At 57.1% G+C, this 24,086-nt stretch carries 25 protein-coding genes; 20 read left to right on the plus strand and 5 right to left on the minus strand.

Annotated elements, in window-relative coordinates; translation table 11 throughout:
- The first annotated feature begins 2 nt into the window (after window positions 1-2).
- The 7 genes from gsiA (at window position 3) to AC1V0D_RS02560 (ending at window position 8,184) form a co-directional block, all read left to right on the plus strand.
- On the plus strand, window positions 3-1,859 hold the full coding sequence (gene gsiA, locus AC1V0D_RS02530; RefSeq protein ID WP_337021414.1) for a glutathione ABC transporter ATP-binding protein GsiA: 1,857 nt from the start codon (window positions 3-5) through the stop codon (window positions 1,857-1,859).
- Window positions 1,860-1,913: 54 nt separating this feature from the next.
- Window positions 1,914-3,449 (plus strand): glutathione ABC transporter substrate-binding protein GsiB, encoded by a 1,536-nt coding sequence (gene gsiB / locus AC1V0D_RS02535; protein ID WP_058957698.1) that lies wholly within the window; start codon window positions 1,914-1,916, stop codon window positions 3,447-3,449.
- Between the two features lie 45 nt (window positions 3,450-3,494).
- A complete protein-coding gene (gene gsiC, locus AC1V0D_RS02540) occupies window positions 3,495-4,424 on the plus strand; it encodes a glutathione ABC transporter permease GsiC (protein ID WP_009091200.1) in 930 nt (309 codons plus the stop codon).
- A complete protein-coding gene (gsiD, locus tag AC1V0D_RS02545) occupies window positions 4,421-5,326 on the plus strand; it encodes a glutathione ABC transporter permease GsiD (RefSeq protein WP_009091199.1) in 906 nt (301 codons plus the stop codon). Before gsiC ends, gsiD begins: the two co-directional genes overlap by 4 nt.
- Window positions 5,323-5,772 (plus strand): DUF4385 domain-containing protein, encoded by a 450-nt coding sequence (locus AC1V0D_RS02550; RefSeq protein ID WP_009091198.1) that lies wholly within the window; start codon window positions 5,323-5,325, stop codon window positions 5,770-5,772. Before gsiD ends, AC1V0D_RS02550 begins: the two co-directional genes overlap by 4 nt.
- Before the next feature lie 521 nt (window positions 5,773-6,293).
- Complete coding sequence (locus tag AC1V0D_RS02555; protein ID WP_009091197.1) at window positions 6,294-6,929, plus strand: carbonic anhydrase; 636 nt, start codon at window positions 6,294-6,296, stop codon at window positions 6,927-6,929.
- Window positions 6,930-7,047: 118 nt separating this feature from the next.
- A complete protein-coding gene (locus tag AC1V0D_RS02560) occupies window positions 7,048-8,184 on the plus strand; it encodes a PQQ-dependent sugar dehydrogenase (protein ID WP_140924465.1) in 1,137 nt (378 codons plus the stop codon).
- A 1-nt stretch (window position 8,185) separates the two neighbouring features.
- Here the strand turns inward: AC1V0D_RS02560 and AC1V0D_RS02565 are convergent, their stop codons facing one another.
- Window positions 8,186-8,842, minus strand: a complete 657-nt coding sequence (locus AC1V0D_RS02565) for an HAD family hydrolase (RefSeq protein ID WP_009091195.1) — start codon at window positions 8,840-8,842, stop codon at window positions 8,186-8,188.
- A gap of 272 nt (window positions 8,843-9,114) precedes the next feature.
- On the opposite strand from AC1V0D_RS02565, the gene AC1V0D_RS02570 reads away from it, so the two are divergent.
- Window positions 9,115-10,317, plus strand: coding sequence for a serine hydrolase (locus AC1V0D_RS02570; RefSeq protein ID WP_072052704.1), 1,203 nt, complete (start codon window positions 9,115-9,117; stop codon window positions 10,315-10,317).
- A 256-nt stretch (window positions 10,318-10,573) separates the two neighbouring features.
- On the opposite strand, the gene ybjG is transcribed toward AC1V0D_RS02570, so the two are convergent.
- Entirely contained in the window at window positions 10,574-11,179 is a 606-nt protein-coding gene (gene ybjG / locus AC1V0D_RS02575) for an undecaprenyl-diphosphate phosphatase (protein ID WP_046101501.1), read from the minus strand.
- A 231-nt stretch (window positions 11,180-11,410) separates the two neighbouring features.
- Between ybjG and AC1V0D_RS02580 the strand changes: the two genes are divergently transcribed.
- Window positions 11,411-11,584: a hypothetical protein gene (locus AC1V0D_RS02580; protein ID WP_336793213.1), complete on the plus strand. Its 174-nt coding sequence runs from the start codon at window positions 11,411-11,413 to the stop codon at window positions 11,582-11,584.
- Here the strand turns inward: AC1V0D_RS02580 and AC1V0D_RS02585 are convergent.
- Complete coding sequence (locus tag AC1V0D_RS02585; protein ID WP_009091191.1) at window positions 11,579-13,267, minus strand: aspartate:alanine antiporter; 1,689 nt, start codon at window positions 13,265-13,267, stop codon at window positions 11,579-11,581. The two genes, AC1V0D_RS02580 and AC1V0D_RS02585, sit on opposite strands and share 6 nt — an antisense overlap.
- Before the next feature lie 258 nt (window positions 13,268-13,525).
- Here AC1V0D_RS02585 and ybjM point away from each other — a divergent pair, with 258 nt between their 5' ends.
- Complete coding sequence (ybjM, locus tag AC1V0D_RS02590) at window positions 13,526-13,891, plus strand: inner membrane protein YbjM (RefSeq protein ID WP_009091189.1); 366 nt, start codon at window positions 13,526-13,528, stop codon at window positions 13,889-13,891.
- Between the two features lie 79 nt (window positions 13,892-13,970).
- Here ybjM and AC1V0D_RS02595 read toward each other — a convergent pair whose 3' ends face one another.
- Window positions 13,971-14,234: a GrxA family glutaredoxin gene (locus AC1V0D_RS02595; RefSeq protein ID WP_046101502.1), complete on the minus strand. Its 264-nt coding sequence runs from the start codon at window positions 14,232-14,234 to the stop codon at window positions 13,971-13,973.
- Between the two features lie 253 nt (window positions 14,235-14,487).
- Here AC1V0D_RS02595 and AC1V0D_RS02600 point away from each other — a divergent pair, with 253 nt between their 5' ends.
- The 10 genes from AC1V0D_RS02600 (at window position 14,488) to rlmC (ending at window position 23,246) form a co-directional block, all read left to right on the plus strand.
- The gene (locus tag AC1V0D_RS02600; RefSeq protein WP_482906932.1) at window positions 14,488-14,739 is read left to right on the plus strand and encodes a DUF1418 family protein; all 252 of its coding nucleotides are present in this window, start codon (window positions 14,488-14,490) and stop codon (window positions 14,737-14,739) included.
- Between the two features lie 16 nt (window positions 14,740-14,755).
- On the plus strand, window positions 14,756-15,478 hold the full coding sequence (gene nfsA, locus AC1V0D_RS02605; protein ID WP_476640076.1) for an oxygen-insensitive NADPH nitroreductase: 723 nt from the start codon (window positions 14,756-14,758) through the stop codon (window positions 15,476-15,478).
- A 20-nt stretch (window positions 15,479-15,498) separates the two neighbouring features.
- The gene (gene rimK / locus AC1V0D_RS02610; RefSeq protein ID WP_046101504.1) at window positions 15,499-16,401 is read left to right on the plus strand and encodes a 30S ribosomal protein S6--L-glutamate ligase; all 903 of its coding nucleotides are present in this window, start codon (window positions 15,499-15,501) and stop codon (window positions 16,399-16,401) included.
- A gap of 87 nt (window positions 16,402-16,488) precedes the next feature.
- The gene (locus AC1V0D_RS02615) at window positions 16,489-16,968 is read left to right on the plus strand and encodes a YbjN domain-containing protein (RefSeq protein WP_009091179.1); all 480 of its coding nucleotides are present in this window, start codon (window positions 16,489-16,491) and stop codon (window positions 16,966-16,968) included.
- 380 nt (window positions 16,969-17,348) lie between these two features.
- Window positions 17,349-18,458, plus strand: a complete 1,110-nt coding sequence (potF, locus tag AC1V0D_RS02620; protein ID WP_009091178.1) for a spermidine/putrescine ABC transporter substrate-binding protein PotF — start codon at window positions 17,349-17,351, stop codon at window positions 18,456-18,458.
- A 122-nt stretch (window positions 18,459-18,580) separates the two neighbouring features.
- Window positions 18,581-19,714 (plus strand): putrescine ABC transporter ATP-binding subunit PotG, encoded by a 1,134-nt coding sequence (potG, locus tag AC1V0D_RS02625; protein ID WP_009091176.1) that lies wholly within the window; start codon window positions 18,581-18,583, stop codon window positions 19,712-19,714.
- A 9-nt stretch (window positions 19,715-19,723) separates the two neighbouring features.
- Window positions 19,724-20,686 carry a putrescine ABC transporter permease PotH gene (potH, locus tag AC1V0D_RS02630; RefSeq protein WP_482906933.1) on the plus strand — a complete coding sequence of 321 codons (963 nt, stop codon included), beginning with the start codon at window positions 19,724-19,726 and terminating at the stop codon, window positions 20,684-20,686.
- Window positions 20,683-21,528, plus strand: a complete 846-nt coding sequence (gene potI, locus AC1V0D_RS02635) for a putrescine ABC transporter permease PotI (protein ID WP_046101505.1) — start codon at window positions 20,683-20,685, stop codon at window positions 21,526-21,528. The genes potH and potI overlap by 4 nt, the downstream gene beginning before the upstream one ends.
- 75 nt (window positions 21,529-21,603) lie before the next feature.
- The gene (locus AC1V0D_RS02640) at window positions 21,604-22,071 is read left to right on the plus strand and encodes a YbjO family protein (protein WP_009091170.1); all 468 of its coding nucleotides are present in this window, start codon (window positions 21,604-21,606) and stop codon (window positions 22,069-22,071) included.
- Window positions 22,072-22,112: 41 nt separating this feature from the next.
- Complete coding sequence (gene rlmC, locus AC1V0D_RS02645; RefSeq protein WP_482906934.1) at window positions 22,113-23,246, plus strand: 23S rRNA (uracil(747)-C(5))-methyltransferase RlmC; 1,134 nt, start codon at window positions 22,113-22,115, stop codon at window positions 23,244-23,246.
- A gap of 31 nt (window positions 23,247-23,277) precedes the next feature.
- Here rlmC and AC1V0D_RS02650 read toward each other — a convergent pair whose 3' ends face one another.
- Entirely contained in the window at window positions 23,278-24,009 is a 732-nt protein-coding gene (locus AC1V0D_RS02650; RefSeq protein ID WP_046101507.1) for an arginine ABC transporter substrate-binding protein, read from the minus strand.
- Window positions 24,010-24,086: the final 77 nt, after the last annotated feature.

Genomic DNA, 24,086 nt, shown 5'->3' on the forward strand with positions numbered 1-24,086 from the left:
AGATGAGCGACAGGCAAACGCATCCGACCCTGGCCCCTGAGCAGGTGCTGGCGGTGCGCGATCTCAGCGTGGAATTTCAGCATGAGGCGACCCTGACCCGCGCGGTGCGCCATTTGTCACTCGATCTGTTTCGCGGCGAGACGCTGGCGCTGGTGGGCGAGTCAGGTTCAGGCAAATCGGTCACGTCTCTGGCGCTGATGCGGCTCATTGAGCAGGCGGGAGGCCAGGTCAGTGGCGAAGCGCTGCTGCGCCGTCGCAATGGGGAGGTGCTGGATCTGATGCGTGCCTCAAAGCAGCAGATGCGCCGGGTGCGCGGCGCCGATATGGCGATGATCTTTCAGGAGCCGATGACCTCGCTGAATCCCGTCTTCTCCGTCGGCGAGCAGATCGCCGAATCGATTCGTCTGCATCAGGGGCAGAGTCATGCCGCCGCGCTGGCGGAAGCGCGCCGGATGCTGGACCTGGTACGGATCCCTGATGCGCAAAATGTCCTCTCCCGGTTTCCACATCAGCTGTCAGGCGGGATGCGCCAGCGGGTGATGATTGCAATGGCTCTCTGCTGCAAACCCGCCCTGCTGATTGCCGATGAGCCAACCACGGCGCTCGATGTGACGATTCAGGCGCAGATTCTGCAGCTTATCCGCGTGCTGCAGAAAGAGATGCAGATGGGGGTGATTTTTATCACTCACGATATGGGCGTAGTGGCTGAAATGGCTGACCGGGTTCAGGTGATGTACCGCGGCGAGGTGGTGGAAAAAGCCCCGGTCGACCGGCTGTTCAGCGCACCGGAACAGCCCTACACCCAGGCGCTGCTGGCCGCCGTGCCAAAGCTCGGTGCCATGCAGGGCCAGCCGTTGCCCGCGAAATTTCCCCTGCTGCACAGCGACGCGGCCCAAGACGTGCCGCAGGATACGGTACGCCGTCTGCAGCCCCCGATTTTACAGGTGCGTGATCTGGTGACCCGCTTCGATATTCGCGGCGGGCTGCTGAATCGGGTTAAAAGCCGGGTTCACGCCGTCGAAAAAGTCAGTTTCGACCTCTATGCCGGTGAGACACTGGCGCTGGTGGGCGAATCAGGCTGCGGTAAATCCACCACCGGACGTTCACTGCTCAGGCTGGTGGCGAGCCAGGGCGGCACGCTGACCTTCGACGGACAGCGGATAGATACGCTTTCCGGTGCCGCACTGGCCCATCTGCGACGCGACATTCAGTTTATCTTTCAGGACCCTTATGCCTCACTCGATCCACGCCTGACGGTGGGTTTTTCAATCATGGAGCCGCTGCTGGTACATAAGGTGATGCCGCGACGCGAGGCGGAGCAGCGCGTCGCCTGGCTGCTGGATAAAGTGGGTCTGCTGCCGGAGCATGCTCAGCGCTATCCGCATGAATTTTCCGGCGGACAGCGTCAGCGAATCTGCATCGCCCGTGCGCTGGCGCTGAACCCTAAAGTGGTGATCGCCGACGAGTCCGTCTCTGCGCTGGATGTGTCAGTTCAGGCGCAGATTATCAATCTGATGCTCGACCTGCAGCGCGAGTTTGGCATCGCCTTTCTCTTTATTTCTCACGATATGGCGGTGGTCGAGCGGATCAGCCACCGCGTGGCGGTGATGTATCTCGGTCAGATTGTCGAGATAGGGCCGCGTCAGGCGGTCTTTGAGCAGCCGCAGCATCCCTATACCCGCAAACTTATGGCGGCGGTGCCGGTAGCCGATCCGGCTCACCGCCGTCGTGAACGAGCCTTACTGGTCGATGAGATCCCCAGCCCGATCCATGCATTAGGGGATGAGCCTGAAGTGGCGCCGCTGATGGAGGTGGCGCCGGGCCATTTCGTCGCGCGCCACGTTATCAGTGCGACCTGAACAGTGACGATGTCGCCCCGGCGACCAACCCGACAGGGATTACAGGAGAACAAGATGCAGATAACGATGCGTAAAGGGTTACTGGCGGCTGGCGTGTTAAGCAGCGCAATGGCACTGCCCGCCTGGGCAGCACAGGATGCGGTGATTGCCGTCGCGTCCAATTTCACGACGCTCGATCCCTATGATGCCAACGACACGCTGTCGCAGGCGGTCGCCAAATCTTTCTATCAGGGCCTGTTCGGCTTTGATAAAGCGATGAAGCTGACCAACGTGCTGGCGGAAAGCTATCAGGCCAGCCCGGACGGACTGACCTACACCATTAAGCTGCGTTCCGGCATCAAATTCCAGGACGGCACGGACTTCAATGCCGAAGCCGTGAAGGTCAATCTCGATCGCGCCAGCAATCCCGATAATCACCTCAAGCGCTACAACCTGTTTAAACATATCGCCAGCACCGAAGTGGTGGATCCGACCACGGTTAAAGTGACCCTGAAGGAGCCGTTCTCCGCCTTTATCAACATCCTGGCGCACCCGGCGGCGGCGATGATTTCGCCCACTGCGCTGAAAAAATATGGCAAAGAGATCGGTTTCCATCCGGTCGGGACCGGTCCGTTTCTGTTTGAAACCTGGAATCAGACTGACTTTGTGAAGGTGAAGAAGTGGGATGGCTACTGGAAGCCGGGCTATCCGAAGCTGGACAGCATCACCTGGCGTCCGGTGGTGGATAACAACACCCGTGCGGCGATGCTGCAGACCGGTGAGGCGAACTTCGCTTTCCCGGTGCCTTATGAGCAGGCGAAGCGGCTGGAGCAGAACAGCAAGCTGGATGTGGTGACCACGCCATCCATCATGCAGCGCTACATCAGCCTTAACGTGACTCAGAAGCCGTTCGATAACCCGAAAGTGCGCGAGGCGCTGGAATACGCCATCAACCGTCAGGCGCTGGCGAAAGTGGCGTTCTCCGGATATGCGACGCCAGCGACCGGCGTTGTGCCGCCCTCCATCGACTTTGCGCAGAGCTATCCGGCGATAAGCTACGACCCGGCCAAAGCCAGAGCGCTGCTGAAAGAGGCGGGCTATCCGAACGGTTTCGAGACCACGCTCTGGTCGTCGCACAACCACAGTACTGCGCAGAAGGTGCTGCAGTTCACCCAGCAGCAGCTGGCACAGGTGGGCGTGAAGGTTAAGGTCACGGCGATGGATGCCGGTCAGCGTGCGGCGGAAGTTGAGGGCAAAGGGCAGAAAGAGAGCGGTGTGCGGATGTTCTATACCGGCTGGTCCGCCTCAACCGGCGAAGCAGACTGGGCGCTGACGCCGCTGTTCGCCACCGCAGCCTGGCCACCGGCCATCTTCAACACCGCGTTTTACAGCAATCCAAAGGTCGATAAAGATCTGGCCGATGCGCTGAAAACCACCGACCGTACTGAGAAAGCGCGCCTTTACAAAGATGCGCAGGATACCATCTGGCAGGATCACCCCTGGATCCCGCTGGTGGTTGAGCAGCTGGTCTCTGCTAACAGCAAAAACCTCAGCGGTTTTTATGTGATGCCCGATACCTCATTCAATTTTGATGAGGCGACTCTGAAGTAACGGAGCCGGCCAGCCCGCGGGCTGGCCGCAGCTGCAGGATGTTGCATGTTTAACTATTTCATTAAACGACTTTTCGGGCTGATCCCGACGCTGCTGATTGTGGCGGTGCTGGTGTTCCTGTTTGTGCACCTGCTGCCGGGCGATCCCGCACGCCTGATCGCCGGGCCGGAAGCCGATGCCTCCGTGGTGGCGCTGGTGCGGCAGGAGCTGGGGCTGGATCTGCCGCTGCCGCAGCAGTTCTGGCACTTTTTACTGAATGCGCTGCAGGGCGATTTTGGCCAGTCGATGGTGTCGAAACGGCCGGTCGCCGAAGAGATTGCCACGCGCTTTATGCCGACCCTCTGGCTGACGCTGGTCAGCATGGTCTGGGCAGTGATTTTTGGCATGGCGATTGGCCTTGTCTCAGCCGTCTGGCGCAACCGCTGGCCCGACCGGCTGGGGATGACGCTGGCGGTGTCGGGCATTTCGTTCCCCGCCTTTGCACTCGGCATGCTGCTGATGCAGGTCTTCTCGGTTGAGCTGGGATGGCTGCCGACGGTAGGTGCAGAGAGCTGGAAACACTACATCCTGCCTTCGATCACCTTAGGTGCCGCGGTCGCGGCGGTGATGGCCCGTTTTACCCGCGCCTCCTTTGTCGAGGTCATGCAGGAAGACTATATGCGGACTGCACGGGCCAAAGGGGTACGCGAGTCGCTGGTGGTGGTCAAACATGGCCTGCGCAATGCCATGATCCCGGTTGTAACCATGATGGGCCTGCAGTTCGGTTTTCTGCTGGGTGGCTCGATTGTGGTTGAAGTGGTTTTCAATTGGCCTGGCCTGGGACGTCTGCTGGTCGATTCTGTGACGATGCGCGACTACCCGGTGATTCAGGCAGAGGTCCTGCTGTTTTCACTGGAGTTTATTCTGATCAATCTGTTTACCGACATGCTCTATGCGGTCATCAATCCCGCTATTCGCTTTAAGGAGTCGCGATGAAAAACTGGCGACGCGAAGCGGCACTGAAAAGCATGCCGCTGCTCGCGGAGAATCGGGTGCGGACACCGTGGCGTGAGTTCTGGCGGCGTTTCAGACGGCAGCCGGTGGCGCTGCTGGCGGGCCTGTTTGTGCTGATGCTGATTGTACTGGCATTTATCGCACCGTGGGTTGCGCCGTTCGATGCGGAGAACTATTTCGATTATGACCGGCTCAACGAGGGGCCGTCACTGATGCACCTGTTTGGTGTGGACTCGCTGGGGCGCGATATCTTCAGCCGGGTGCTGGTCGGCACGCGTATTTCCCTGATTGCGGGTTTCTTCTCTGTGTTGATCGGCGCGCTGATTGGCACCCTCTCTGGCCTGCTGGCGGGATATTATGAAGGGTGGTGGGACCGCATCATCATGCGCATCTGTGATGTGCTGTTTGCCTTTCCCGGCATTCTGCTGGCGATAGCGGTTGTCGCCATTATGGGCAGCGGCATGAGCAATGTGATTGTGGCGGTAGCCATCTTCAGCATCCCGGCTTTTGCCCGCCTGGTGCGCGGCAATACGCTGGTACTCAAGCATCAGACCTTTATTGAGTCAGCGCGCAGCATCGGCGCCTCTGACTGGACCATTCTGATGCGACATATCCTGCCGGGGACGGTCTCACCGATTGTGGTATATTTTACCATGCGCGTCGGCACCTCCATCATCACCGCTGCCAGTCTCTCCTTTCTGGGTTTAGGGGCACAACCGCCCACGCCGGAGTGGGGCGCCATGCTGAATGAGGCGCGCGCCGACATGGTTATCGCGCCGCACGTGGCGATTTTCCCCAGTCTGGCGATCTTCTTCACTGTTCTGGCATTTAATTTACTCGGAGACGGGCTGCGCGACGCACTTGATCCTAAACTAAAGACATGAAACCTTTCGATTATGATCAGGACTTCAGCACTATCGACTTCCGTAAGCACCCTGAGCGATATCAGGTCGGCCGCGGGGAGCAGGGTGTGCTGATGGTCGAGCCTTATAAGAGCGAAATCCTGCCTCACTGGCGATTTCGCACCGTTCCCATTGCTGAAGAGTCGGCAGAAAAGATCATGGCGCTGTTTGAAGATTACCGGCGTCAGGATGACTTTGTCGGCATGGATATGGCGCGCAAGTTTATCCAGATGGGCTATACCCGTGCCCGCCGCTACAGCAATCACAAGGGCGGACGAAAATATGACGCTGAAGGCAAGGAGCTGCCGCGTGGCGTCAACGAAGAAAAAGCCGCGGCGGCGGCCATTTTCAAAGCTTACTGGGACCGTCTCCGGGCCGATGAGGACTATCTGCAACGGAAAAAGGCGCATCAGCAACTTTATGGCTGAGCGCTGAACCAGCATGACCGCTTTTCTGCCCGGCGCGTCTACAGCGCCGGGGAGGCGAAATTTATTTCACGCCGCAGTGCCTCCGCTTTCCGCGCTATTTCATCTTTCCTGCTTCTTCCCGTCAAAACCCTGCTGGCTGACTGCACCCGGCGGATTACGCTCACGGCGCAGCAATCTGCCGGATGCGATGCGTCCGCTGAGCGTGAATGACTGAAAACGATTTCAGCCTGGCGCACGACGTAAAGTAGTGAAAAAACGCGTAAAAGCCTGTTCGCTTTGCAGACCCGCATCAGGCTCAGAGAAAAACGGGCGCGTCGTGGTAACTCACCGTGCTATAAAAAGAAATCGCCGCCTGGACCGCTGTCTGGCGGATAAGCGAAGCGCTGTACGTAACCCCGGCTGAACAGTGAATGAAAAACGCGGGTTGATATTCACTTGTTTTCATTAATAATAAACCCGCTAACCCCACTGAGGGGGCTATGCCCCTCAGGTAATGAAATGGATAATGTGAGAGCTAAATAATGAAAGAGATCATCAAAGGATTTCTGAATTTCCAGCAGAATGTGTTTCCTGAAAGGAAGGATCTTTTCAAAAGCCTGGCGTCAAATCAAAATCCGAAAGCCCTGTTCATCTCCTGTTCAGACAGCCGTCTGGTGCCTGAGCTGGTGACGCAGCAGGAGCCAGGAGAGCTGTTCGTTATCCGCAACGCGGGCAACATCGTTCCCTCATTTGGCCCGGAGCCTGGTGGTGTATCCGCGACAATCGAATATGCCGTGGTCGCGCTGGGCGTTTCCGACATCATCATCTGCGGTCACTCCAACTGTGGTGCCATGAACGCCATTGCTTCCTGCGCCTGCATGGACACCATGCCCGCAGTAGAGCACTGGCTGCGCTATGCCGATGCGGCAAAAGCGGTGGTCGAGCAGCGTGAGTATGACTCACCGGAGAAGAAGCTGAATGAGATGGTCAAAGAGAACGTGATCGCGCAGCTGAACAACATGAAAACCCACCCTTCGGTTTCCGTCGCACTGCGCAACGGCAAACTGCGTCTGCATGGCTGGGTTTACGATATCGAAAGCGGCACCATTATGGCGCTGACCCAGGGTGGCAAGCAGTTCATCACCCTGTCTGAGAATCCGGACACCTGCTTCGAGTAATGCCTCTCACCCGCTGCGTCCTGCGGCGGGTTTCCTGTTTAATCTTTTGTAAATCCTCAGGTTCACTGTGCGCGGGCTGACTACGCTTAAGGGCACGCTATCCCATGAGGAGAACTCTATGTCCCGTTTTTCAACCGTTCTGCTGCTGACCGGTTCGCTGCTCTCAGTCCCGCCGCTGTTTGCCGCTGACCTGCAGGTTGAGGTGTTACAGGATAAGTTACAACATCCATGGTCGGTTGCCTTTCTGCCCGATAATAAAACGCTGCTGATAACCGAACGGAGCGGGCAGCTGCGCAGCTGGAACCCGGAGAGCGGTCTGTCGCAGCCGATTCAGGGCGTGCCAGAGGTCTGGGCACAGCGGCAGAGCGGCCTGCTGGATGTGGTGCTGGCTCCCGACTTCGCCAGCAGCCGTCGTGTCTGGCTCAGTTACACCGAGGCTGACAGCAAGGGCAAAGCGGGGGCGGTGGTCGGTGTCGGGACACTGAGCAGGGATAATCGCCAGCTCAGCGATTTCCGCGAGGTGATCCGGCAGACGCCGATGCTCTCCAGCGGTAATAACATCGGCACCCGGCTGGCGTTTGATACTCAGGGCTATCTCTGGATCGCCTTCGGCGATAATTTTGTCAGCAGCGCCGCGCAGGACCTCGATAAACTGCAGGGCAAACTGCTGCGGCTGAATGCCGACGGCAGCGTGCCGGATGATAACCCGTTTGTGAAACAGCCCGGCGCGCGGCCGGAGATCTGGGCGCTTGGCCTGCGTAATCCGCAGGGGCTGGCGCTGAATCCCTGGACCGGCATGATATGGGAAAATGAGCATGGCCCACGCGGCGGCGATGAAGTGAATATCATGAGCCGTGGAAAAAACTACGGCTGGCCGCTGGCGACCTACGGCATTGACTACAGCGGCGATAAAGTGCCGGAGTCAAAGGGTACCCATGTTGCAGGCACCGAGCAGCCGATCTGGCACTGGAAAGTCTCTCCAGCCATCAGTGGCATGGCGTTTTACAACAGTGCCCGTTTTCCGCAGTGGAAGAATTCGCTGTTTATCGGCGCGCTGAAAGAGAAGAACCTGATTCGGCTGAGTGTGAACGGCGAAAAAGTGGTGGAAGAGCAGCGTCTGCTGGGTGATCAGAATGCGCGGATTCGCGATGTGCGGCAGGGACCGGATGGCTGGCTCTATGTGCTGACCGATGAGGCCAACGGCAAACTGCTGAAAGTGGGATTAGCGCAGGACGCTGGCGCGTCCCGCGGCTGATTCAGCGTGCCCAGTGATAAACCTGCCATCCCCGGCTGACCGCTTCCTGATGCAGTCTTTCGTCCGGGTTGATGACATGGGCGTGATCGGCCTGCTCCAGCAGGGGCAGGTCATTCATCGAATCGCTGTAGGCCCAGGTGCGGTCAAACGTCTCCTCCGCCTGCAGCGCTTTCCAGTCACCCAGCCGGGTCACTTTGCCCTCTTTATAGGTCATGGTGCCGTAGGTATTGCCGCTGTAACGCTGGTCCACGATTTCAACGCCAATCGCCAGCGCACCGCAGGCCCCCAGTTGCTGAGCAATCGGCACCACCAGATGCTCACCGCTGGCAGAGATAATCATGACGCGGTCGCCGCGCGCCCGGTGCCACTCGATGCGTTCCCGCGCCGCGGGAAAAACGCGGGGCATGATGTCGCGATGAATAAAGCGGCGCACCCAGCCTTCCACCGTGAGGGTGGCCATACCCGACAGCGGTGAGAGGGTTTTATTCATATACTCTTCAATTGAGAGCGTGCCGGCATAGTACTGGGCCATCAGTGCTTGTTCCTGATCGATCAGTTCGCTGGGGGCGAACCCCTGTGATACCAGCCAGCGCAGCCACAGGCTGGTGCTGTCTTCACAAATAAGTGTTTCATCCAGATCAAAAAGGGCTAAGTCCATGGTCGGTCTCCTCGGCTGACTGGCTTTCAGGTTAGCGGAAAATTGTGACCGACTTAACTCTTCTGCGAAAAATCGGAATTTCACGCAGTTTTGGGAATGACAGAAGCGAGGCGAAAGGGCACGCGCGCGGCCGTTGTGCCAGGGTAAATCGACTAAACTCTAAAAAACTTTACGATTCGGCGGTTTTTTTCGCTGCCGTCAACGGTTAGCGTTTGAGTGAGAATTTTCTGCCCCTGGAATTTCGCGTTAACAAGGACAATCCGGCCACGCCCATGACAAACACTCGCTTCCCATCACGCCTGCGGCTTCTCGCTGCTACCTCATTACTGATTATCGCCCCGATCAGCGCCTATGCTGAACAGGCTCCCGCCGCGCCAGGCATTGACGCAAAAGCGTGGATCCTGATGGATTACGCCAGCGGTAAAGTCTTAACTGAATCCAGCGCCGATCAGCGTCTCGATCCCGCCAGTCTGACCAAAATGATGACCAGCTACGTGGTGGGTCAGGCGATTAAAGCGGGCAAAATTAAACCGGATGATATGGTTACCGTAGGACAGGATGCCTGGGCGACCGGCAATCCTAAGCTGCGCGGTTCATCCCTGATGTTTCTCAAGCCGGGTGACCGCATCCCGGTACATGAGCTGAATAAAGGCATTGTGATCCAGTCCGGCAACGATGCCTGTATTGCGCTGGCGGATTACGTGGCGGGCAGTCAGGATTCGTTTATCGGCCTGATGAATAACTACGTGAAGGCGCTGGGCCTGCAGAACACCCACTTTATGACGGTTCACGGCCTGGATGCAGAAGGGCAGTACAGTACCGCACGGGATATGGCCCTGATTGCGCAGGCGCTGATCCGTGATGTCCCCGATGAGTATGCGCTGAACAAAGAGAAAGAGTTCACCTTCAATAATATCCGCCAGATCAACCGTAACCGTCTGTTGTGGAGCACCAATCTCAAGGTCGATGGCGTTAAAACCGGCCACACCTCCGGGGCGGGGAACAATCTGGTTGCCTCTGCGACCGAAGGTGACATGCGCCTGATCTCCGTGGTGCTGGGCACCACCAGCGATGCGATCCGCTTCCGCGAAAGTGAAAAGCTGCTGACGTGGGGCTTCCGCTTCTTTGAAACGGTAACCCCTATTAAAGCCGATGCACCTTTTGCTCAGCAGCGGGTCTGGTTCGGCGATCGCAGCCAGGTCAATCTTGGCGTCGCAAAAGATGCGGCGCTGACCATCCCTAAAGGGCAGATGAAGAACCTGAAGGCGAGTTTTAAACTGACCACACCTCAGCTGGAAGCACCGCTGAAGAAGAATCAGGTGGTGGGCACGATCGATTTTCAGCTGGACGGCAAAACCATTGAACAGCGCCCGCTGGTGGTGATGCAGGATGTGCAGGAAGGCGGATTCTTCAGCCGGATGATTGACTTCGTGATGATGAAATTTAACGGCTGGTTTGGGAAATGGTTTTCATAAGTTATCAGGGACGCTGACGCGTCCCTGAAGCGGTTAATGCATCCAGACCAGGGGATAACCGCTACGCATCAACGTAAGGCGCAGGGAACAGGGTCAGAAGAGGAAAGCGTCCCGCGCCAGGGAAGGCGCGGGCCGAGCAGTCAGGGATGACGGTTTTGCGTCTTTCCGATCTGACCCTGTTCCCTGAGCAGGCTCGATCATGCCGCGAGCATCGCAGACCTGCACGGTAATTATCAGGAGGCTGTCGCCTCTTTTTTCAATCCTGCGTCCAGCCTTTGCGAATCGGCACCGCAAACAGCGCCCGATAGAGGGGATGGATAACAGCCAGCATCCGCTCGCCATAGAACTGCCATGCCAGATGCGAAGCCAGACAGCTCAGCAGCCCGACCAGGAATCCACCCAGCATATCCAGCGGCCAGTGAACGCCAAGATAGACCCGTGACCAGGCGATAGCGCAACCCACACCCATCAGAACCACCCCCGACCAGAGGCGATGCCAGAAAATAAAGGCCAGGGCAAAAGTGAAAATCGTGGTGCCGTGATCGCTGGGGTAGGAGTCATCCGCCGCATGATGCAGGAACTGATAACCGAAACCAATGGCGAACGGACGCGGATGGGGCAGCAGCTGGCCTACACACCAGGAGATCGTCAGCGCATAGATCAGCGCCATGCCGGTTTTCAGCACCAGTGCCCGCTGCGAAGAGAGCTGATCGCGTGGCCCCCACAACCACATCACCACGATGAGCAGCGGCACGATGGCAATCAGATCTTTGGCAATAAAGGTCGCCAGTTGCAGTAACCAGGCAGGTGACGCTGGTGTGGCATTAATGGCAGTAAACAGTGAGTGGTTCAGTTCTTCCATTCCGGGATAGATTCCTCAGCAGACAGCCCGGCTAACAGTGGCTGACGCTACCCGGTCAGCCTTCTGATAACAGCGGCAATAAAAACAGTCAGCACCAGCGCGCTCGCCCAGTTAATCAGCACAAATAGCTAATTTCACAGCACTCTATCCTGCTGATTGCGATGCGTTTCGTCCATCATCGTGCTCTTAATCTGTTACTGAGTTGTGCAACGGTTTAAGTTCGGCAGGGGAATGGCGGGATTCAGACGCGGCAGCGCGGCGCGCAAGAAAAAAGGGCATAAAAAAACCCGCCAGGAAAAAGACCAGCGGGCTCCACAATCTGGGGATTTCAAAGAAAAGCAGTGGCACTTATTAGGACTGCCCGCTGACAAAAAAGTTCTGGACGTAGCCAAAAAATTTTTATAGGGGCAATATCGGCCAGACAATTACAATCAGCGTCCCCGCCAGCGTCAGTAACACGTTGGCGATGGCGTAGGTCCCGGCATAGCCCAGCGCCGGGATATTACTGCGAGCCGTATCGCTGATAATCTCCATTGCAGGGGCGCAGGTGCGTGCGCCCATGATGGCACCAAACAGCAGGGCGCGGTTCATCCGCAGCACATAGGCACCAAACAGAAAGCAGATGATGACCGGAAGCAGGCTGACCAGCAGGCCGCACAGCAGCATCAGCGCACCATCGCTGCTCAGGCTGTGATTAATGCCGCTGCCGGCACTCAACCCCACTCCCGCCATAAACACCATCAGACCGAACTCTTTCACCATTGTCAGCGCGCCCTGCGGAATATAACCAAAGGTCGGGTGGTTGGCGCGCAGGAATCCCAGCATGATCCCGGCGAACAGCAGGCCGGCGGCGTTACCGATACCAAAACTGAAATTGCTGAACTGGAAGGTAATCAGACCAATCATCAGCCCCACGATAAAGAAGGCACAGAACGCCAGCAGATCGGTCATCTGACTGTGAATGGCGATAAAGCCAATGCGGTCCGCGACGCTTTTCACCCGGCGTGCCTCGCCGCTGACCTGCAGCACATCGCCTTTGTTCAGCATAATGCTGTCGTCGATCGGCATCTCAATCTGGCTGCGGATGACCCGGTTCAGGAAGCAGCCGTGATCGGTCAGGTTGAGCTTACTGAGGCGTTTGTTCACCGCGTTGTGGTTTTTCACCACGATCTCTTCGGTGACAATGCGCATATCCAGCAGGTCGCGGTCAAACACCTCTTTGCCGTTACGGAAGCTGGGATCGAGCCGGGCGTGCGCGTCGGGATAGCCGACCAGCGAGATATCATCACCCAGTTGTAACACCGCATCGCCATCGGGACTGGCGAGAATACCGTTGCGGCGGATGCGCTCGATGTAGCAGCCGGTCTGACGATAGATACCGAGCTCACGCAGATTTTTGCCGCCGCTCCACGCCACCAGCTCCGGGCCAACGCGATAGGCGCGGATTACCGGCAGGAAAACTTTGCGCTGACTGTCTGCATCCAGACCGCGCTCGCGGGCGATCTGCTGGGCGCAGGTAGGCAGATCCTGATGTTGCAGGCGGGGCAGGTAACGGGCACCAAAAATCAGACTGACCAGGCCAATCAGATAGGTTACGGCATAGCCCAGGCTCAGCTGATCCTGCATCAGTCCAAGCTGTTTAGGATCGCTGATGCTCTGCCGCAGCGTATCGCCTGCGCCCACCAGCACCGGTGTTGAGGTCATGGAACCGGCCAGCATCCCGGCGGTGAGTCCAATATCCCAGCCGAAGAGCTTGCCGAGTCCCAGTGCCAGCAGCAGCGCGCTGACCACCATAACGATGGCGAGCATGAAATAGTTTTTGCCGTCGCGAAAGAAAATAGAGAAGAAGTTAGGGCCGGCTTCGACGCCGACACAAAAAATAAACAGCATAAAGCCCAGGCTTAATGCATCGGTATTGATGGTGAAATGCTGCTGCCCTAATAAGAGCGAAACCACTAATACGCCAATCGAATTTCCCAGCTGAACTGAGCCAAGACGCAACTTACCCAGACAGAGGCCGAGCGCTAAAACGACAAATAATAACAAAATGTCATTTCCGCTTAACAATCCTGCGACGTTAATATTCACTGTTTAACTTCTTGTTTACTTGTAACCTGTTGAAGAGTGGCCTGTTTTTCGCTATCTTGAGCAGGCCGTTGAGGTGCTGTTGTATCAGTACTGCAAATGCAACCTTTTCCGCGGCGCTATTCTAATCACAAATATCTTCTACAGCCATTGGCTGTTTTCATTCGTTGTCACAACGAACTGTTTCTTTTTATTTCCATCTGAACGCAGCAGGGTTATCAGCAGGTCATTGTCGGGATTACTTTTAATCAGTGGGGTGGTATGCCGCAGCGCTCTTATCTCTGGACGACCCGCCTGTGCGGCGTGGTGTTGTACAGTCTGGTGTTTGTTTTTACCTGTCACACCTGGCAGGTGGGACCCGGCCCGCTTCGCGGTCAGCCTGAATTACTGCTCTTTATGCTTCCCGGCATTCTGATGGCGCTGCTGCAGGTGGAGAGTCCGCTGAAAAGCACGCTGCTGATGGGGCTGTGGGGGACGTTACTGGCCGCGCTACTGCTGAACAGCAGCCTCTTTATCCACGGCAACGGATTTTTTGTGCTCGCCTGGAGCCTCAGCGCGCTGTTCTGGGCAGGCTGCGGCGCCTTGCTGGTGCGGCTGATGCAGATCGTGATGGCGTCACTTAACTAAGCTCAGCCGTGCTGCTGATACCCGAAAGTAAAAAGGCGAGACACTGGTGTCTCGCCTTTTTTATTTGGCCTTTCAGCCCTTATGCGGCAAATCCCAGATTCTCTTTGGTCCAGGCCGCAAACTCGGTGTAACCACCGATATGTTTTTCATCCACAAAGATCTGCGGCACGGTAGAAACCGGTTTGCCCGCACTCGCTTCCAGATCGGCTTTAGTGATGCCTTCCGCCTGAATATCGACATACTGATAGCTAAAATCGTCCCGCTCGGCAGTCAGCTTATCAGCCAGTTCATGAGCGCGAACACAGTAGGGACAGCCTGGACGACCAAAAATAACAGCAATCATAGAAAACTCCTTGCAGCGACTGTTGTGTGATGTACATCACACAACTAAACAGAGAATGGCAACCATGATGCCCGCTCATATCGCTTAAAGAAAGCAGGATTTGCCTGTTAGTCTGATGCCCGCACGCTATGTTAAGCGTCAGGAAGCGTCTGAAACAGAGGCTTTTTTGCCCGTGCGGCGGCCACAGCCCGCGCAAATTTTGGGTTGTTGACCATAATTGACCCTCAGTAGCCCGTGAAGGCAGGAGAGTGTGATGCAGAGTGTAGCCAGATTACCGCGGTTTGTGGTGGTGATGGAGGCGGCTGGCGGCCTGTTAATTCTGGGGGCGCTGCTGCTGATAAACCACTGGCTGCCTGTGCCAGGTCTGGCTGAGCCAAAAACGCTGGCCACGCTGCTGTTTATCGCCGGGGTCGTGCTGATGCTGCCCGCCGCCTGGCTGTTGATGTGGCGTACCGCAAAAGCGATAGCCCCACAGCTGTTTAACCGAACCGATAAAAGAAAATAATGTTGCTGGAGACTTTATGACACCGACCATTGATTTACTGTGCAGCCACCGTTCAATCCGCGCCTTTACCGACCAGCCGGTCAGCGAAGCGCAGCGCGAAGCGATTATTACTGCGGCGCAATCGGCGTCCACATCCAGTTTTCTGCAATGCTCCTCCATTGTCCGCATCACCGACAAAGCGCTGCGCGAGAAGCTGGTCACGCTGACGGGCGGACAAACCTGGGTCGGAGAGGCTGCTGAGTTCTGGATCTTCTGCGCTGACTTCAATCGTCATCTGCAGATTTGCCCGGATGCCCAGCTGGGTCGTGCCGAGCAGCTGCTGCTGGGCTGCGTCGACACCGCGCTGATGGCGCAGAATGCAATGGTGGCCGCAGAGTCGCTGGAGCTGGGCGGCGTCTTTATCGGCGGGATCCGTAACAACATCGCCGAGGTGACCGAGCTGCTGGGCCTGCCGAAATTTGTGCTGCCGCTCTTTGGTTTCTGCCTGGGTCATCCGGAGTCAAAACCGGACGTGAAACCGCGCATGCCACACGCCATGCTGGTGCATGAAAACCGCTATCAGCCACTGGATAAAAACGTGCTGGCCGAATACGATAGCCGCACTGAACTCTATTATCAGCAGCGAGACAGCAACCAGCGTAGCGAAACCTGGAGTGAGCTGATTCAGCGTCTGATCATCAAAGAGACACGCCCGTTTATGCTGGATTATCTGCATCAGCAGGGCTGGGCAACACGCTAAGCCAGGAGCGGAGAGCAGAGATGAAAATCGCCATTTTGTCCCGTGATGCCACGCTTTACTCCAGTCGCCGGCTGCAGGATGAAGCGATAGCTCGCGGTCATGAGGTGCAAATCATCGATCCGCTCTCCTGCTATATGAACATCAATCCGGCCTCTCCGGCGGTTCACTATTGCGGTGAACCGCTGGGCCATTTTGATGCGGTGATCCCGCGCATCGGCAACGCCATCACCTTTTACGGAACGGCGGTGCTGCGACAGTTTGAGATGTGCGGCAGTTACACGCTCAATGCCTCCGCCGCGATTACCCGCACCCGCGACAAATTACGCTCGCTGCAGCTGCTGGCGCAGGAGGGCATCGACATGCCGGTTACCGGCTTTGCCTCCTCACCCGATGACACCGACGATCTGATCGCCATGGTGGGCGGCGCGCCGCTGGTGGTGAAGCTGGTGGAGGGCACGCAGGGTATCGGCGTGGTGCTGGCGGAAACGCGGCAGGCGGCAGAAAGCGTTATCGATGCCTTTCGCGGCCTCAACGCCCATATCCTGGTGCAGGAGTTTATCAAAGAGGCCCGGGGGCGCGATGTGCGCTGTCTGGTCATCGGTAATCAGGTGGTGGCGGCGATTGAGCGGGTGGCGAAAGAGGGCGATTTTCGCTCCAATCTGCATCGCGGCGGCAAAGCCTGTCCGGTGGAGATTACCCCTCAGGAGCGGGAAATTGCGGTGAAAGCCGCCGCTACGCTTGGGCTGGAGGTTGCGGGTGTCGATATTCTGCGCGCGCATCGCGGTCCGCTGGTGATGGAGGTTAACGCTTCCCCCGGTCTGGAAGGCATTGAAACCTGCAGTGAACTGAACCTCGCCGCGCTGATGATCGCGCGGATTGAACAGCAAACCATCCCCGGGCTCCGTCCTAAAACCGCAGGCTGAAACGCGCTTTTCAGCAGTTTTCGTGGCATCGTCGCCCGTTTTTCCGTAAGCTAAGTCGCCTGTTTATCACCCCACTGGGATTTTACGATGGATTCTCTTGTCGTTCCGGATATCGACCTGTTGCGTCGCTGGCTGGATCAGCAAAATATCACCTGGTTCGAATGCGATGCCTGTCAGGCACTTCATCTGCCGCACATGCAAAACTTTGATGGGGTGTTTGACGCCAAAATCGATCTGGTCGACAACGTCATCCTGTTCTCGGCGCTGGCGGAAGTAAAGCCCACGGCGCTGATTCCGCTGGTCGGCGATCTGTCGCAGATCAACGCCAGTTCGCTGACGGTAAAAGCGTTTATCGACATTCAGGATGACAATCTGCCGAAGCTGATTGTCTGCCAGTCAATGACGACCACCGCCGGATTAACCTTTGGTCAGTTCTCGCACTTTATGAAACAGAGCGAAGAGCAGATCTCGATGGTGATCCTGGAAGCCTTTGCTAACAATCTGCTGATTGTCGGCGAGGAAGAAGAGCACGTTGCGGTCTCCAGCGTGCATTCGGTGCTGCACTAGCCCGACCCCTCCAGACTAAGCCGTCCCTGAGACGGCTTTTTTATATCCGCCGCCTGCCGCCACCTTTTTTTATTCTGCATTTTGCCCTTTAATGCCAGATATCTGTCGTCGTTTATGCCATCAAAGCCGAACCTCATAGCTCAAACATGCATAAAATATCGGTTTCAGGCGTTTTTTACGCTGGGGTCTGGTGCAGCATGAGCAGGGGGGCTATGCTTGCGGGGCTGTAACAGGCGCGTAACTGCGCTTCAGATATAGGATTTTGCTATTAAACTCCCGCTGAATAATGATTCATTGTGTCACTGACGTCCTGTACAGAACGCAATGCAGGGATCTCAGGTTTGCAGCGTTGTTATGACCCGCTCAGGAGGATGGAAAACATGTTCAACTCACGTCAGAAATGGCTGTCAGCTGTGGTAGCGGCTTCGCTGATGGTCGCGTCGGCCAGCAGCATGGCGGAAGATAAAACGCTGCACGTCTACAACTGGTCCGATTATATTTCGCCAGATACCGTGCCGAACTTTGAAAAGCAGTCCGGCATCAAGGTTGTCTACGATGTCTTTGACTCCAACGAAGTGCTGGAAGGCAAACTGATGGCGGGCAGTACCGGCTACGATGTCGTGGTGCCATCCTCCAGCTTCCTGGCGCGTCAGCTTCAGTCCGGGGTCTTCCAGCCGCTGGATAAGAGCAAGCTGCCAAATTACAAAAACCTCGATCCGGCGCTGATGGAAAAAGTGGCGCAGCACGATCCGGGTAACAAATATGCGATTCCTTACCTGTGGGGCACCACCGGCATCGGCTATAACGTCGACAAGGTGAAGGCCGCGCTGGGAACCGATGCGCCGCTCAACAGCTGGGACCTGGTGATGAAGCCGGAAAACCTTGAGAAGCTGAAAAGCTGTGGTGTCTCATTCCTGGATGCGCCAGAAGAGATTTTCGCTACCGTGCTGAACTATCTGGGCAAGGATCCTAACTCTTCGGATGCCAAAGATTATTCCGGCGCGGCGACAGACCTGCTGCTGAAGCTGCGTCCGAATATCCGCTATTTCCACTCGTCTCAGTACATCAACGATCTGGCCAACGGCAATATCTGCGTGGCGATCGGCTGGTCAGGTGACATCCTGCAGGCGAAAAACCGTGCGGATGCGGCAAAAAATGGTGTGCATCTGGGCTACAGCGTGCCGAAAGAGGGGGCACTGGCCTTCTTCGACATGATGGCGATTCCGAAAGATGCGAAAAACATTGACGGCGCCTATGCCTGGCTGAACTACATCATGGATCCGAAAGTGATCGCTGATGTCTCCAATAAAATGAACTATGCCAACGGCAACAAAGCGTCACTGCCGCTGATCAATGCCGACATCCGTAACAACCCGGGTATCTTCCCGACGCCGGAAGCGATGTCGAAATTGTTTGTGCTGAAAGTCCAGGATCCGAAACTGGATCGTGTGCGTACGCGTGCATGGACTAAAGTAAAAAGTGGTAAGTAGTTCGTCCCGAACGGATTGACCTGTCACGTAACAGCAACAGAGGCGCAGTGTCGGCCTCTGTTGTGCCATTTTAGCGGCGGATTTTGCCGCGATGTTCCGCCTGGCTCCGGAGAGAGATAGTAGTGAACGATGCCATTCCCCGTCCTCAAAATAAAACCGCAAAGGCGTTAACGCCGCTGCTGGAGATTCGCAATCTGACCAAATCCTTTGACGGCCAGCACGCCGTGGATGATGTCAGTCTGACCATTTACAAAGGTGAAATTTTCGCGCTGCTGGGCGCGTCAGGCTGCGGCAAATCAACGTTGCTGCGGATGCTGGCCGGATTTGAGCCACCGACCAGCGGCCAGATTGTGCTGGATGGTCAGGATCTGTCGCACGTGGCCCCCTATCAGCGCCCGATCAATATGATGTTCCAGTCCTATGCGCTGTTCCCGCACATGACGGTGGAGCAGAACATCGCCTTTGGCCTGAAGCAGGATCGCCTGCCGAAAGGGGAGATCGCCAGCCGGGTCGCCGAGATGCTGTCGCTGGTGCATATGCAGGAGTTTGCCAGACGCAAACCGCACCAGCTCTCCGGCGGGCAGCGTCAGCGTGTTGCGCTGGCACGCAGCCTGGCGAAGCGGCCTAAACTGCTGCTGCTGGATGAGCCGATGGGCGCGCTGGATAAGAAGCTGCGTGACAGGATGCAGCTGGAGGTGGTCGATATTCTGGAGCGGGTTGGTGCGACCTGCGTGATGGTGACGCACGACCAGGAAGAGGCGATGACCATGGCCGGCCGTATCGCGATCATGAATCGCGGCAAGTTCGTACAGATCGGTGAGCCGGAAGAGATCTATGAGCATCCAACCAGCCGCTACAGCGCCGAGTTTATCGGTTCGGTTAACGTCTTCGAAGGCCTGCTGCGTGAACGTCAGGCGGACGGCCTGGTGATCGACAGCCCCGGTCTGATGCATCCGTTAAAAGTCGACTCCGATGTCTCGGTGGTGGATAACGTCCCGGTTCATGTCGCGCTGCGTCCGGAAAAAGTGATGCTGTGCGATGAGGTGCCTGCCGATGGCTGCAACTTTGCGGTGGGTGAGGTGGTTCACATCGCCTATCTTGGCGACCTCTCTATCTTCCACGTCCGTCTGCATAGTGGACAGATGATCAGTGCACAGTTGCAGAACGCGCATCGCTACCGCAAAGGGCTGCCCACCTGGGGTGACGAAGTTCGCCTCTGCTGGGAAAGCGACAGCTGCGTGGTGTTGACGGTTTAAGGAGCGGCTATGAGCCAGATTTTCCAACGCGCCAAAGCGCCCGCCCGGCTGGTCGGCACGCCGCTGCAACGCTGGGCCACCCGGGTCAAAATGCAGCATGGCCGCAAGCTGGTCATTGCGCTGCCTTACCTGTGGCTGGTGCTGCTGTTTCTGCTGCCCTTTCTGACGGTGCTGAAGATCAGCTTCGCAGATATCGCGCGGGCGATCCCCCCTTACACCGAGCTGGTGAGCTGGGCGGACGATCAGTTCAGCATTGTACTCAACTTTGGCAACTACCTGACGCTGACCGACGACCCGCTCTACATTGACGCCTATCTGCAATCCCTGAAGGTAGCGGCGATTTCGACGGTCATCTGTCTGCTGATTGGTTATCCGCTCGCCTGGGCTGTTGCACACAGCAAGCCGTCGATGCGCACGATTCTGCTGTTGCTGGTGATCCTGCCGTCGTGGACCTCCTTTCTGGTGCGCGTTTACGCCTGGATGGGGCTGCTGAACAATAACGGGATTCTCAATCGTTTCCTGATGTGGCTCGGCGTGATCGATCATCCGCTGGTGATCCTCTATACCAACACCGCCGTCTATATCGGTATCGTCTACTGCTATCTGCCGTTTATGGTGCTGCCGATCTATACCGCGCTGACCCGTATCGACTACTCGCTGGTGGAAGCGTCACTGGACCTGGGGGCGCGTCCGCTCAAAACCTTTTTCAGCGTCATCGTGCCGCTGACTAAAGGCGGCATTATCGCCGGATCGATGCTGGTCTTTATCCCGGCGGTCGGGGAGTATGTGATTCCTGAACTGCTGGGCGGGCCGGACAGCATCATGATTGGCCGTATTCTGTGGCAGGAGTTCTTCAATAACCGTGACTGGCCGGTGGCCTCTGCGCTGGCGGTGATTATCCTGCTGATCCTGATTCTGCCGATCATCTGGTTCCATAAGCATCAAAACCGTGAAATGGGAGAGAAGACATGAATAATCTGCCCACCATTCGCTCACCCTGGCGAACCGGTATTCTGGTCTGCTGTTTCCTGTTCCTCTATGCGCCGATGCTGCTGCTGGTGGTTTACTCCTTTAACAGCTCACCGCTGGTGACGGTGTGGGAGAATTTCTCTTTCCACTGGTACAGGGTGCTCTTCCAGGACAGCGCGATGATTGATGCGGTGCTGCTGAGCCTGAGCATTGCCGGGCTTTCCGCCACCATGGCTGTGGTGCTGGGCACGCTGGCGGCGGTCATCATCGTGCGCTTCGGGCGGTTCCGCGGACATAACGGGTTTGCCTTTATGCTCACCGCGCCGCTGGTAATGCCCGACGTAATCACCGGACTGTCGCTGCTGCTGCTGTTTGTGGCGATGGGCAACGCCTTTGGCTGGCCCAGCGAACGCGGCATGCTCACCATCTGGCTGGCACACGTGACCTTCTGTACCGCCTATGTGGCGGTGGTGATCAACTCGCGTCTGCGTGAACTGGACCGCTCGATTGAAGAGGCGGCGATGGACTTAGGCGCCACGCCGCTCAAGGTCTTCTTCGTGATTACCGTGCCGATGATTGCGCCGGCTATCGTGACCGGCTGGCTGCTGGCGTTTACCCTGTCACTCGACGATCTGGTGATCGCCAGCTTTGTCACCGGGCCCGGTGCCACCACGCTGCCCATGGCGATCTTTGCCACCGTGCGGCGCGGCGTGAATCCGGAAATCAACGCGCTGGCGTCGCTGATTCTGTTTGTGGTCGGTTTAGTGGGTTTTATCGCCTGGCGGGTAATGGCGAACGAAGAAAAACAGCGTTTAAGCGATATTCAGAAAGCTAAACGTGGCTGAAATCGTTAACCTTTGCCACTATATGAACGGGCCGGTTTAACCGGCCCGTTTTTCGATCGGGTGGAGCCACGGACTATGTCAGAAATCTTTAAAAGCAGTGCCACGCTTTCCGATGCGCCGGTGCCGGTCAGTGTGGCGGGCATTGCCATCATTGCCACCCGCTGCCTGAGCGTCCTGATGCTGGCCAATGAGCTGGGCTACAGCGAAATCGCCAACTTTGTTCACCGCAGTGCTCAGTCCTGGGACTCTACGCTTATCTTTATCGCCAGCCAGCTGATCTTCCTGTTTGAACTGCGCTGCGCCTTTACCCTGATGCGCGGCAGTAATGCCGGACGCTGGGGCTATGTGGCGACCCAGGTGCTCGTACTGGGCTACATGCTGGTGGCCTCGCTGGGCTGGATCTACCCTGAGATTTTCAGTATCGACGGCGACAACAATGTCCAGATTATTCACCACACCCTGACGCAGAAAATCCCCGATCTGCTGGTGCTGATGCTGCTGTTTCTGCCTGCCAGCAGCCGCGCTTTTTTCAGAAAGCGGTGATACAATCGCGCTCCGCCCGACCCGATCGTTAAGGCTTTACCATGCACTGCGCGCTTTATGACGCCAACCGTTGCCGCTCCTGTCAGTGGCTTGACAAACCCTATTCCACTCAGCTCAGCGACAAACAGTCACTGCTGGAACAGCTGCTGACTGAACAGCCGGTCGCGGCCTGGTTGCCGCCGGTGGTATCACCGCAGCAGGCGTTCCGTAATAAAGCGAAAATGGTCGTCAGCGGCAGCGTTGAGCGTCCGGTGCTGGGCCTGTTGTCCCGGGAGGGGGAGGCGGTCGATCTGTGTGCGTGCCCGCTCTATCCGGACAGTTTTCAGCCCGTCTTTGCCGCACTGAAACCTTTTATCGCGCGTGCCGGGCTGACGCCCTATAACGTGGCGCGCAAGCGTGGAGAACTGAAGTTTCTGCTGATTACCGAAAGTCAGCAGGGGGGTATGATGCTGCGCTTTGTCCTGCGATCGACGGCGAAGCTGGAACAGCTGCGTGCGGCGTTGCCGTGGCTGCAACAGCAGCTGCCACAGTTGAGGGTCATCTCTGCCAACATTCAGCCGGTACATATGGCGATTCTGGAGGGCGATGAGGAGATAGCGCTGACGCCGGATCAGTCGCTGGCGGAGAACTTCAATGGCGTGCCGCTCTGGATCCGACCGCAGAGTTTCTTTCAGACCAACCCGCAGGTTGCCAGCACGCTTTATGCCACTGCCCGCGACTGGGTCCGCGCACTGCCGGTCAACAGCATGTGGGATCTCTTCTGCGGCGTGGGCGGTTTCGGTCTGCACTGTGCGACACCGGCGATGCAGCTGACCGGGATTGAGATCAGCGCCGAGGCGATTGCCTGCGCTCAGCGCTCCGCCGCGATGCTGGGGCTGGAGAAGGTGCAGTTTGCGGCGCTGGATTCGACGGCGTTTGCCACCGGACGGGACGCGGTGCCGCAGCTGGTGCTCGTCAATCCGCCCCGTCGCGGGATTGGCAAGGCGCTGTGTGACTATCTGAGCCAGATGGCACCCGATTATCTGCTCTACTCAAGCTGTAATCCGCAGACCATGGCGCAGGATATCGCCCGACTGAGCGCGTATGAGATCACGAAGGTGCAGCTCTTCGATATGTTTCCTCATACCGCCCATTTTGAGGTGCTGACGCTGTTAACCCGCCGCCAGCAGCCGTAGAGCACGGAGGCGGGCGCTGCGATCGTGAGGATTACTCCGGGAACCACTTCTGATTGAGCTGCTGCCAGCTGCCGTTAGCTTTCAGCGCGGCGAGCGCCTGGTTAAACTCATCGCGCAGCGCCGTATTACCCTTACGTACGGCAATGCCAAGGCCGGTGCCAAAGTAGTCCGTGTCGGTCACATGCTCACCGACCGTAGCCAGCTCCGGATTGCTCTTCAGCCACTGATTCACCACCGCGCTGTCGCCAAATACCCCATCCAGCCGGCCACTCTTCATGTCGAGAATCGCATTCTGGTAGCTGTCATAGGCCACCACTTTCACTTCCGGATGTTTTTCCTGCAGGTACTTCTGGTGCGTGGTGCCGTTTTCCACGCCGATGCGCTTGCCTTTCAGGTCGCTGAAGTGACTGAACTGGCCTTTACGGGCGATCACGATCGCTGAGTTCGCATAGTAAGGCTGGGTAAAATCGACCTGTTTGCTGCGCTCTGCGGTGATATCCATGCCGGAGATGACCGCGTCATAGCGGCGGAACTTCAGGGAAGGGATCAGGCTGTCGAAGGCGTTATTGGTAAACGTACACTCCGCTTTCATCTGCTGACAGAGCGCTTTAGCCAGATCGATATCAAAACCCACCAGGTTATTTTCCCCGTCGAGAGATTCAAACGGCGGATAGGTGGCGGAAGCGGCGAAGCGAATTTTTTCCGCTGCCTGAGCGGTGATCGCCAGTGACGCCAGCGCCGCGGCAATAATCCATTTTTTCATTGTAAAAATCCTGTGTTGTGGTCAGCCAGAGAAGGCGATACCCTGCCACAGATTGAATGATTATGCAATTATTGTGA

The organism is Pantoea sp. PA1, from assembly GCF_056856975.1.

Excerpts from the sequence above, each read along its gene's own strand:
- potI (WP_046101505.1), top strand. The coding sequence starts at position 20,683 with ATGAATAATCTGCCCACCATTCGCTCACCCTGGCGAACCGGTATTCTG.
- AC1V0D_RS02650 (WP_046101507.1), bottom strand. The coding sequence starts at position 24,009 with ATGAAAAAATGGATTATTGCCGCGGCGCTGGCGTCACTGGCGATCACC.
- AC1V0D_RS02565 (WP_009091195.1), bottom strand. The coding sequence starts at position 8,842 with ATGGACTTAGCCCTTTTTGATCTGGATGAAACACTTATTTGTGAAGAC.
- AC1V0D_RS02570 (WP_072052704.1), top strand. The coding sequence starts at position 9,115 with ATGACAAACACTCGCTTCCCATCACGCCTGCGGCTTCTCGCTGCTACC.
- rlmC (WP_482906934.1), top strand. The coding sequence starts at position 22,113 with ATGCACTGCGCGCTTTATGACGCCAACCGTTGCCGCTCCTGTCAGTGG.
- potF (WP_009091178.1), top strand. The coding sequence starts at position 17,349 with ATGTTCAACTCACGTCAGAAATGGCTGTCAGCTGTGGTAGCGGCTTCG.
- AC1V0D_RS02550 (WP_009091198.1), top strand. The coding sequence starts at position 5,323 with ATGAAACCTTTCGATTATGATCAGGACTTCAGCACTATCGACTTCCGT.
- rimK (WP_046101504.1), top strand. The coding sequence starts at position 15,499 with ATGAAAATCGCCATTTTGTCCCGTGATGCCACGCTTTACTCCAGTCGC.
- ybjM (WP_009091189.1), top strand. The coding sequence starts at position 13,526 with ATGCCGCAGCGCTCTTATCTCTGGACGACCCGCCTGTGCGGCGTGGTG.
- ybjG (WP_046101501.1), bottom strand. The coding sequence starts at position 11,179 with ATGGAAGAACTGAACCACTCACTGTTTACTGCCATTAATGCCACACCA.
- AC1V0D_RS02640 (WP_009091170.1), top strand. The coding sequence starts at position 21,604 with ATGTCAGAAATCTTTAAAAGCAGTGCCACGCTTTCCGATGCGCCGGTG.
- potH (WP_482906933.1), top strand. The coding sequence starts at position 19,724 with ATGAGCCAGATTTTCCAACGCGCCAAAGCGCCCGCCCGGCTGGTCGGC.
- gsiC (WP_009091200.1), top strand. The coding sequence starts at position 3,495 with ATGTTTAACTATTTCATTAAACGACTTTTCGGGCTGATCCCGACGCTG.
- AC1V0D_RS02580 (WP_336793213.1), top strand. The coding sequence starts at position 11,411 with ATGGCGGGATTCAGACGCGGCAGCGCGGCGCGCAAGAAAAAAGGGCAT.
- AC1V0D_RS02600 (WP_482906932.1), top strand. The coding sequence starts at position 14,488 with ATGCAGAGTGTAGCCAGATTACCGCGGTTTGTGGTGGTGATGGAGGCG.
- AC1V0D_RS02560 (WP_140924465.1), top strand. The coding sequence starts at position 7,048 with ATGTCCCGTTTTTCAACCGTTCTGCTGCTGACCGGTTCGCTGCTCTCA.
- AC1V0D_RS02595 (WP_046101502.1), bottom strand. The coding sequence starts at position 14,234 with ATGATTGCTGTTATTTTTGGTCGTCCAGGCTGTCCCTACTGTGTTCGC.
- nfsA (WP_476640076.1), top strand. The coding sequence starts at position 14,756 with ATGACACCGACCATTGATTTACTGTGCAGCCACCGTTCAATCCGCGCC.
- AC1V0D_RS02555 (WP_009091197.1), top strand. The coding sequence starts at position 6,294 with ATGAAAGAGATCATCAAAGGATTTCTGAATTTCCAGCAGAATGTGTTT.
- AC1V0D_RS02615 (WP_009091179.1), top strand. The coding sequence starts at position 16,489 with ATGGATTCTCTTGTCGTTCCGGATATCGACCTGTTGCGTCGCTGGCTG.
- gsiA (WP_337021414.1), top strand. The coding sequence starts at position 3 with ATGAGCGACAGGCAAACGCATCCGACCCTGGCCCCTGAGCAGGTGCTG.
- gsiD (WP_009091199.1), top strand. The coding sequence starts at position 4,421 with ATGAAAAACTGGCGACGCGAAGCGGCACTGAAAAGCATGCCGCTGCTC.
- gsiB (WP_058957698.1), top strand. The coding sequence starts at position 1,914 with ATGCAGATAACGATGCGTAAAGGGTTACTGGCGGCTGGCGTGTTAAGC.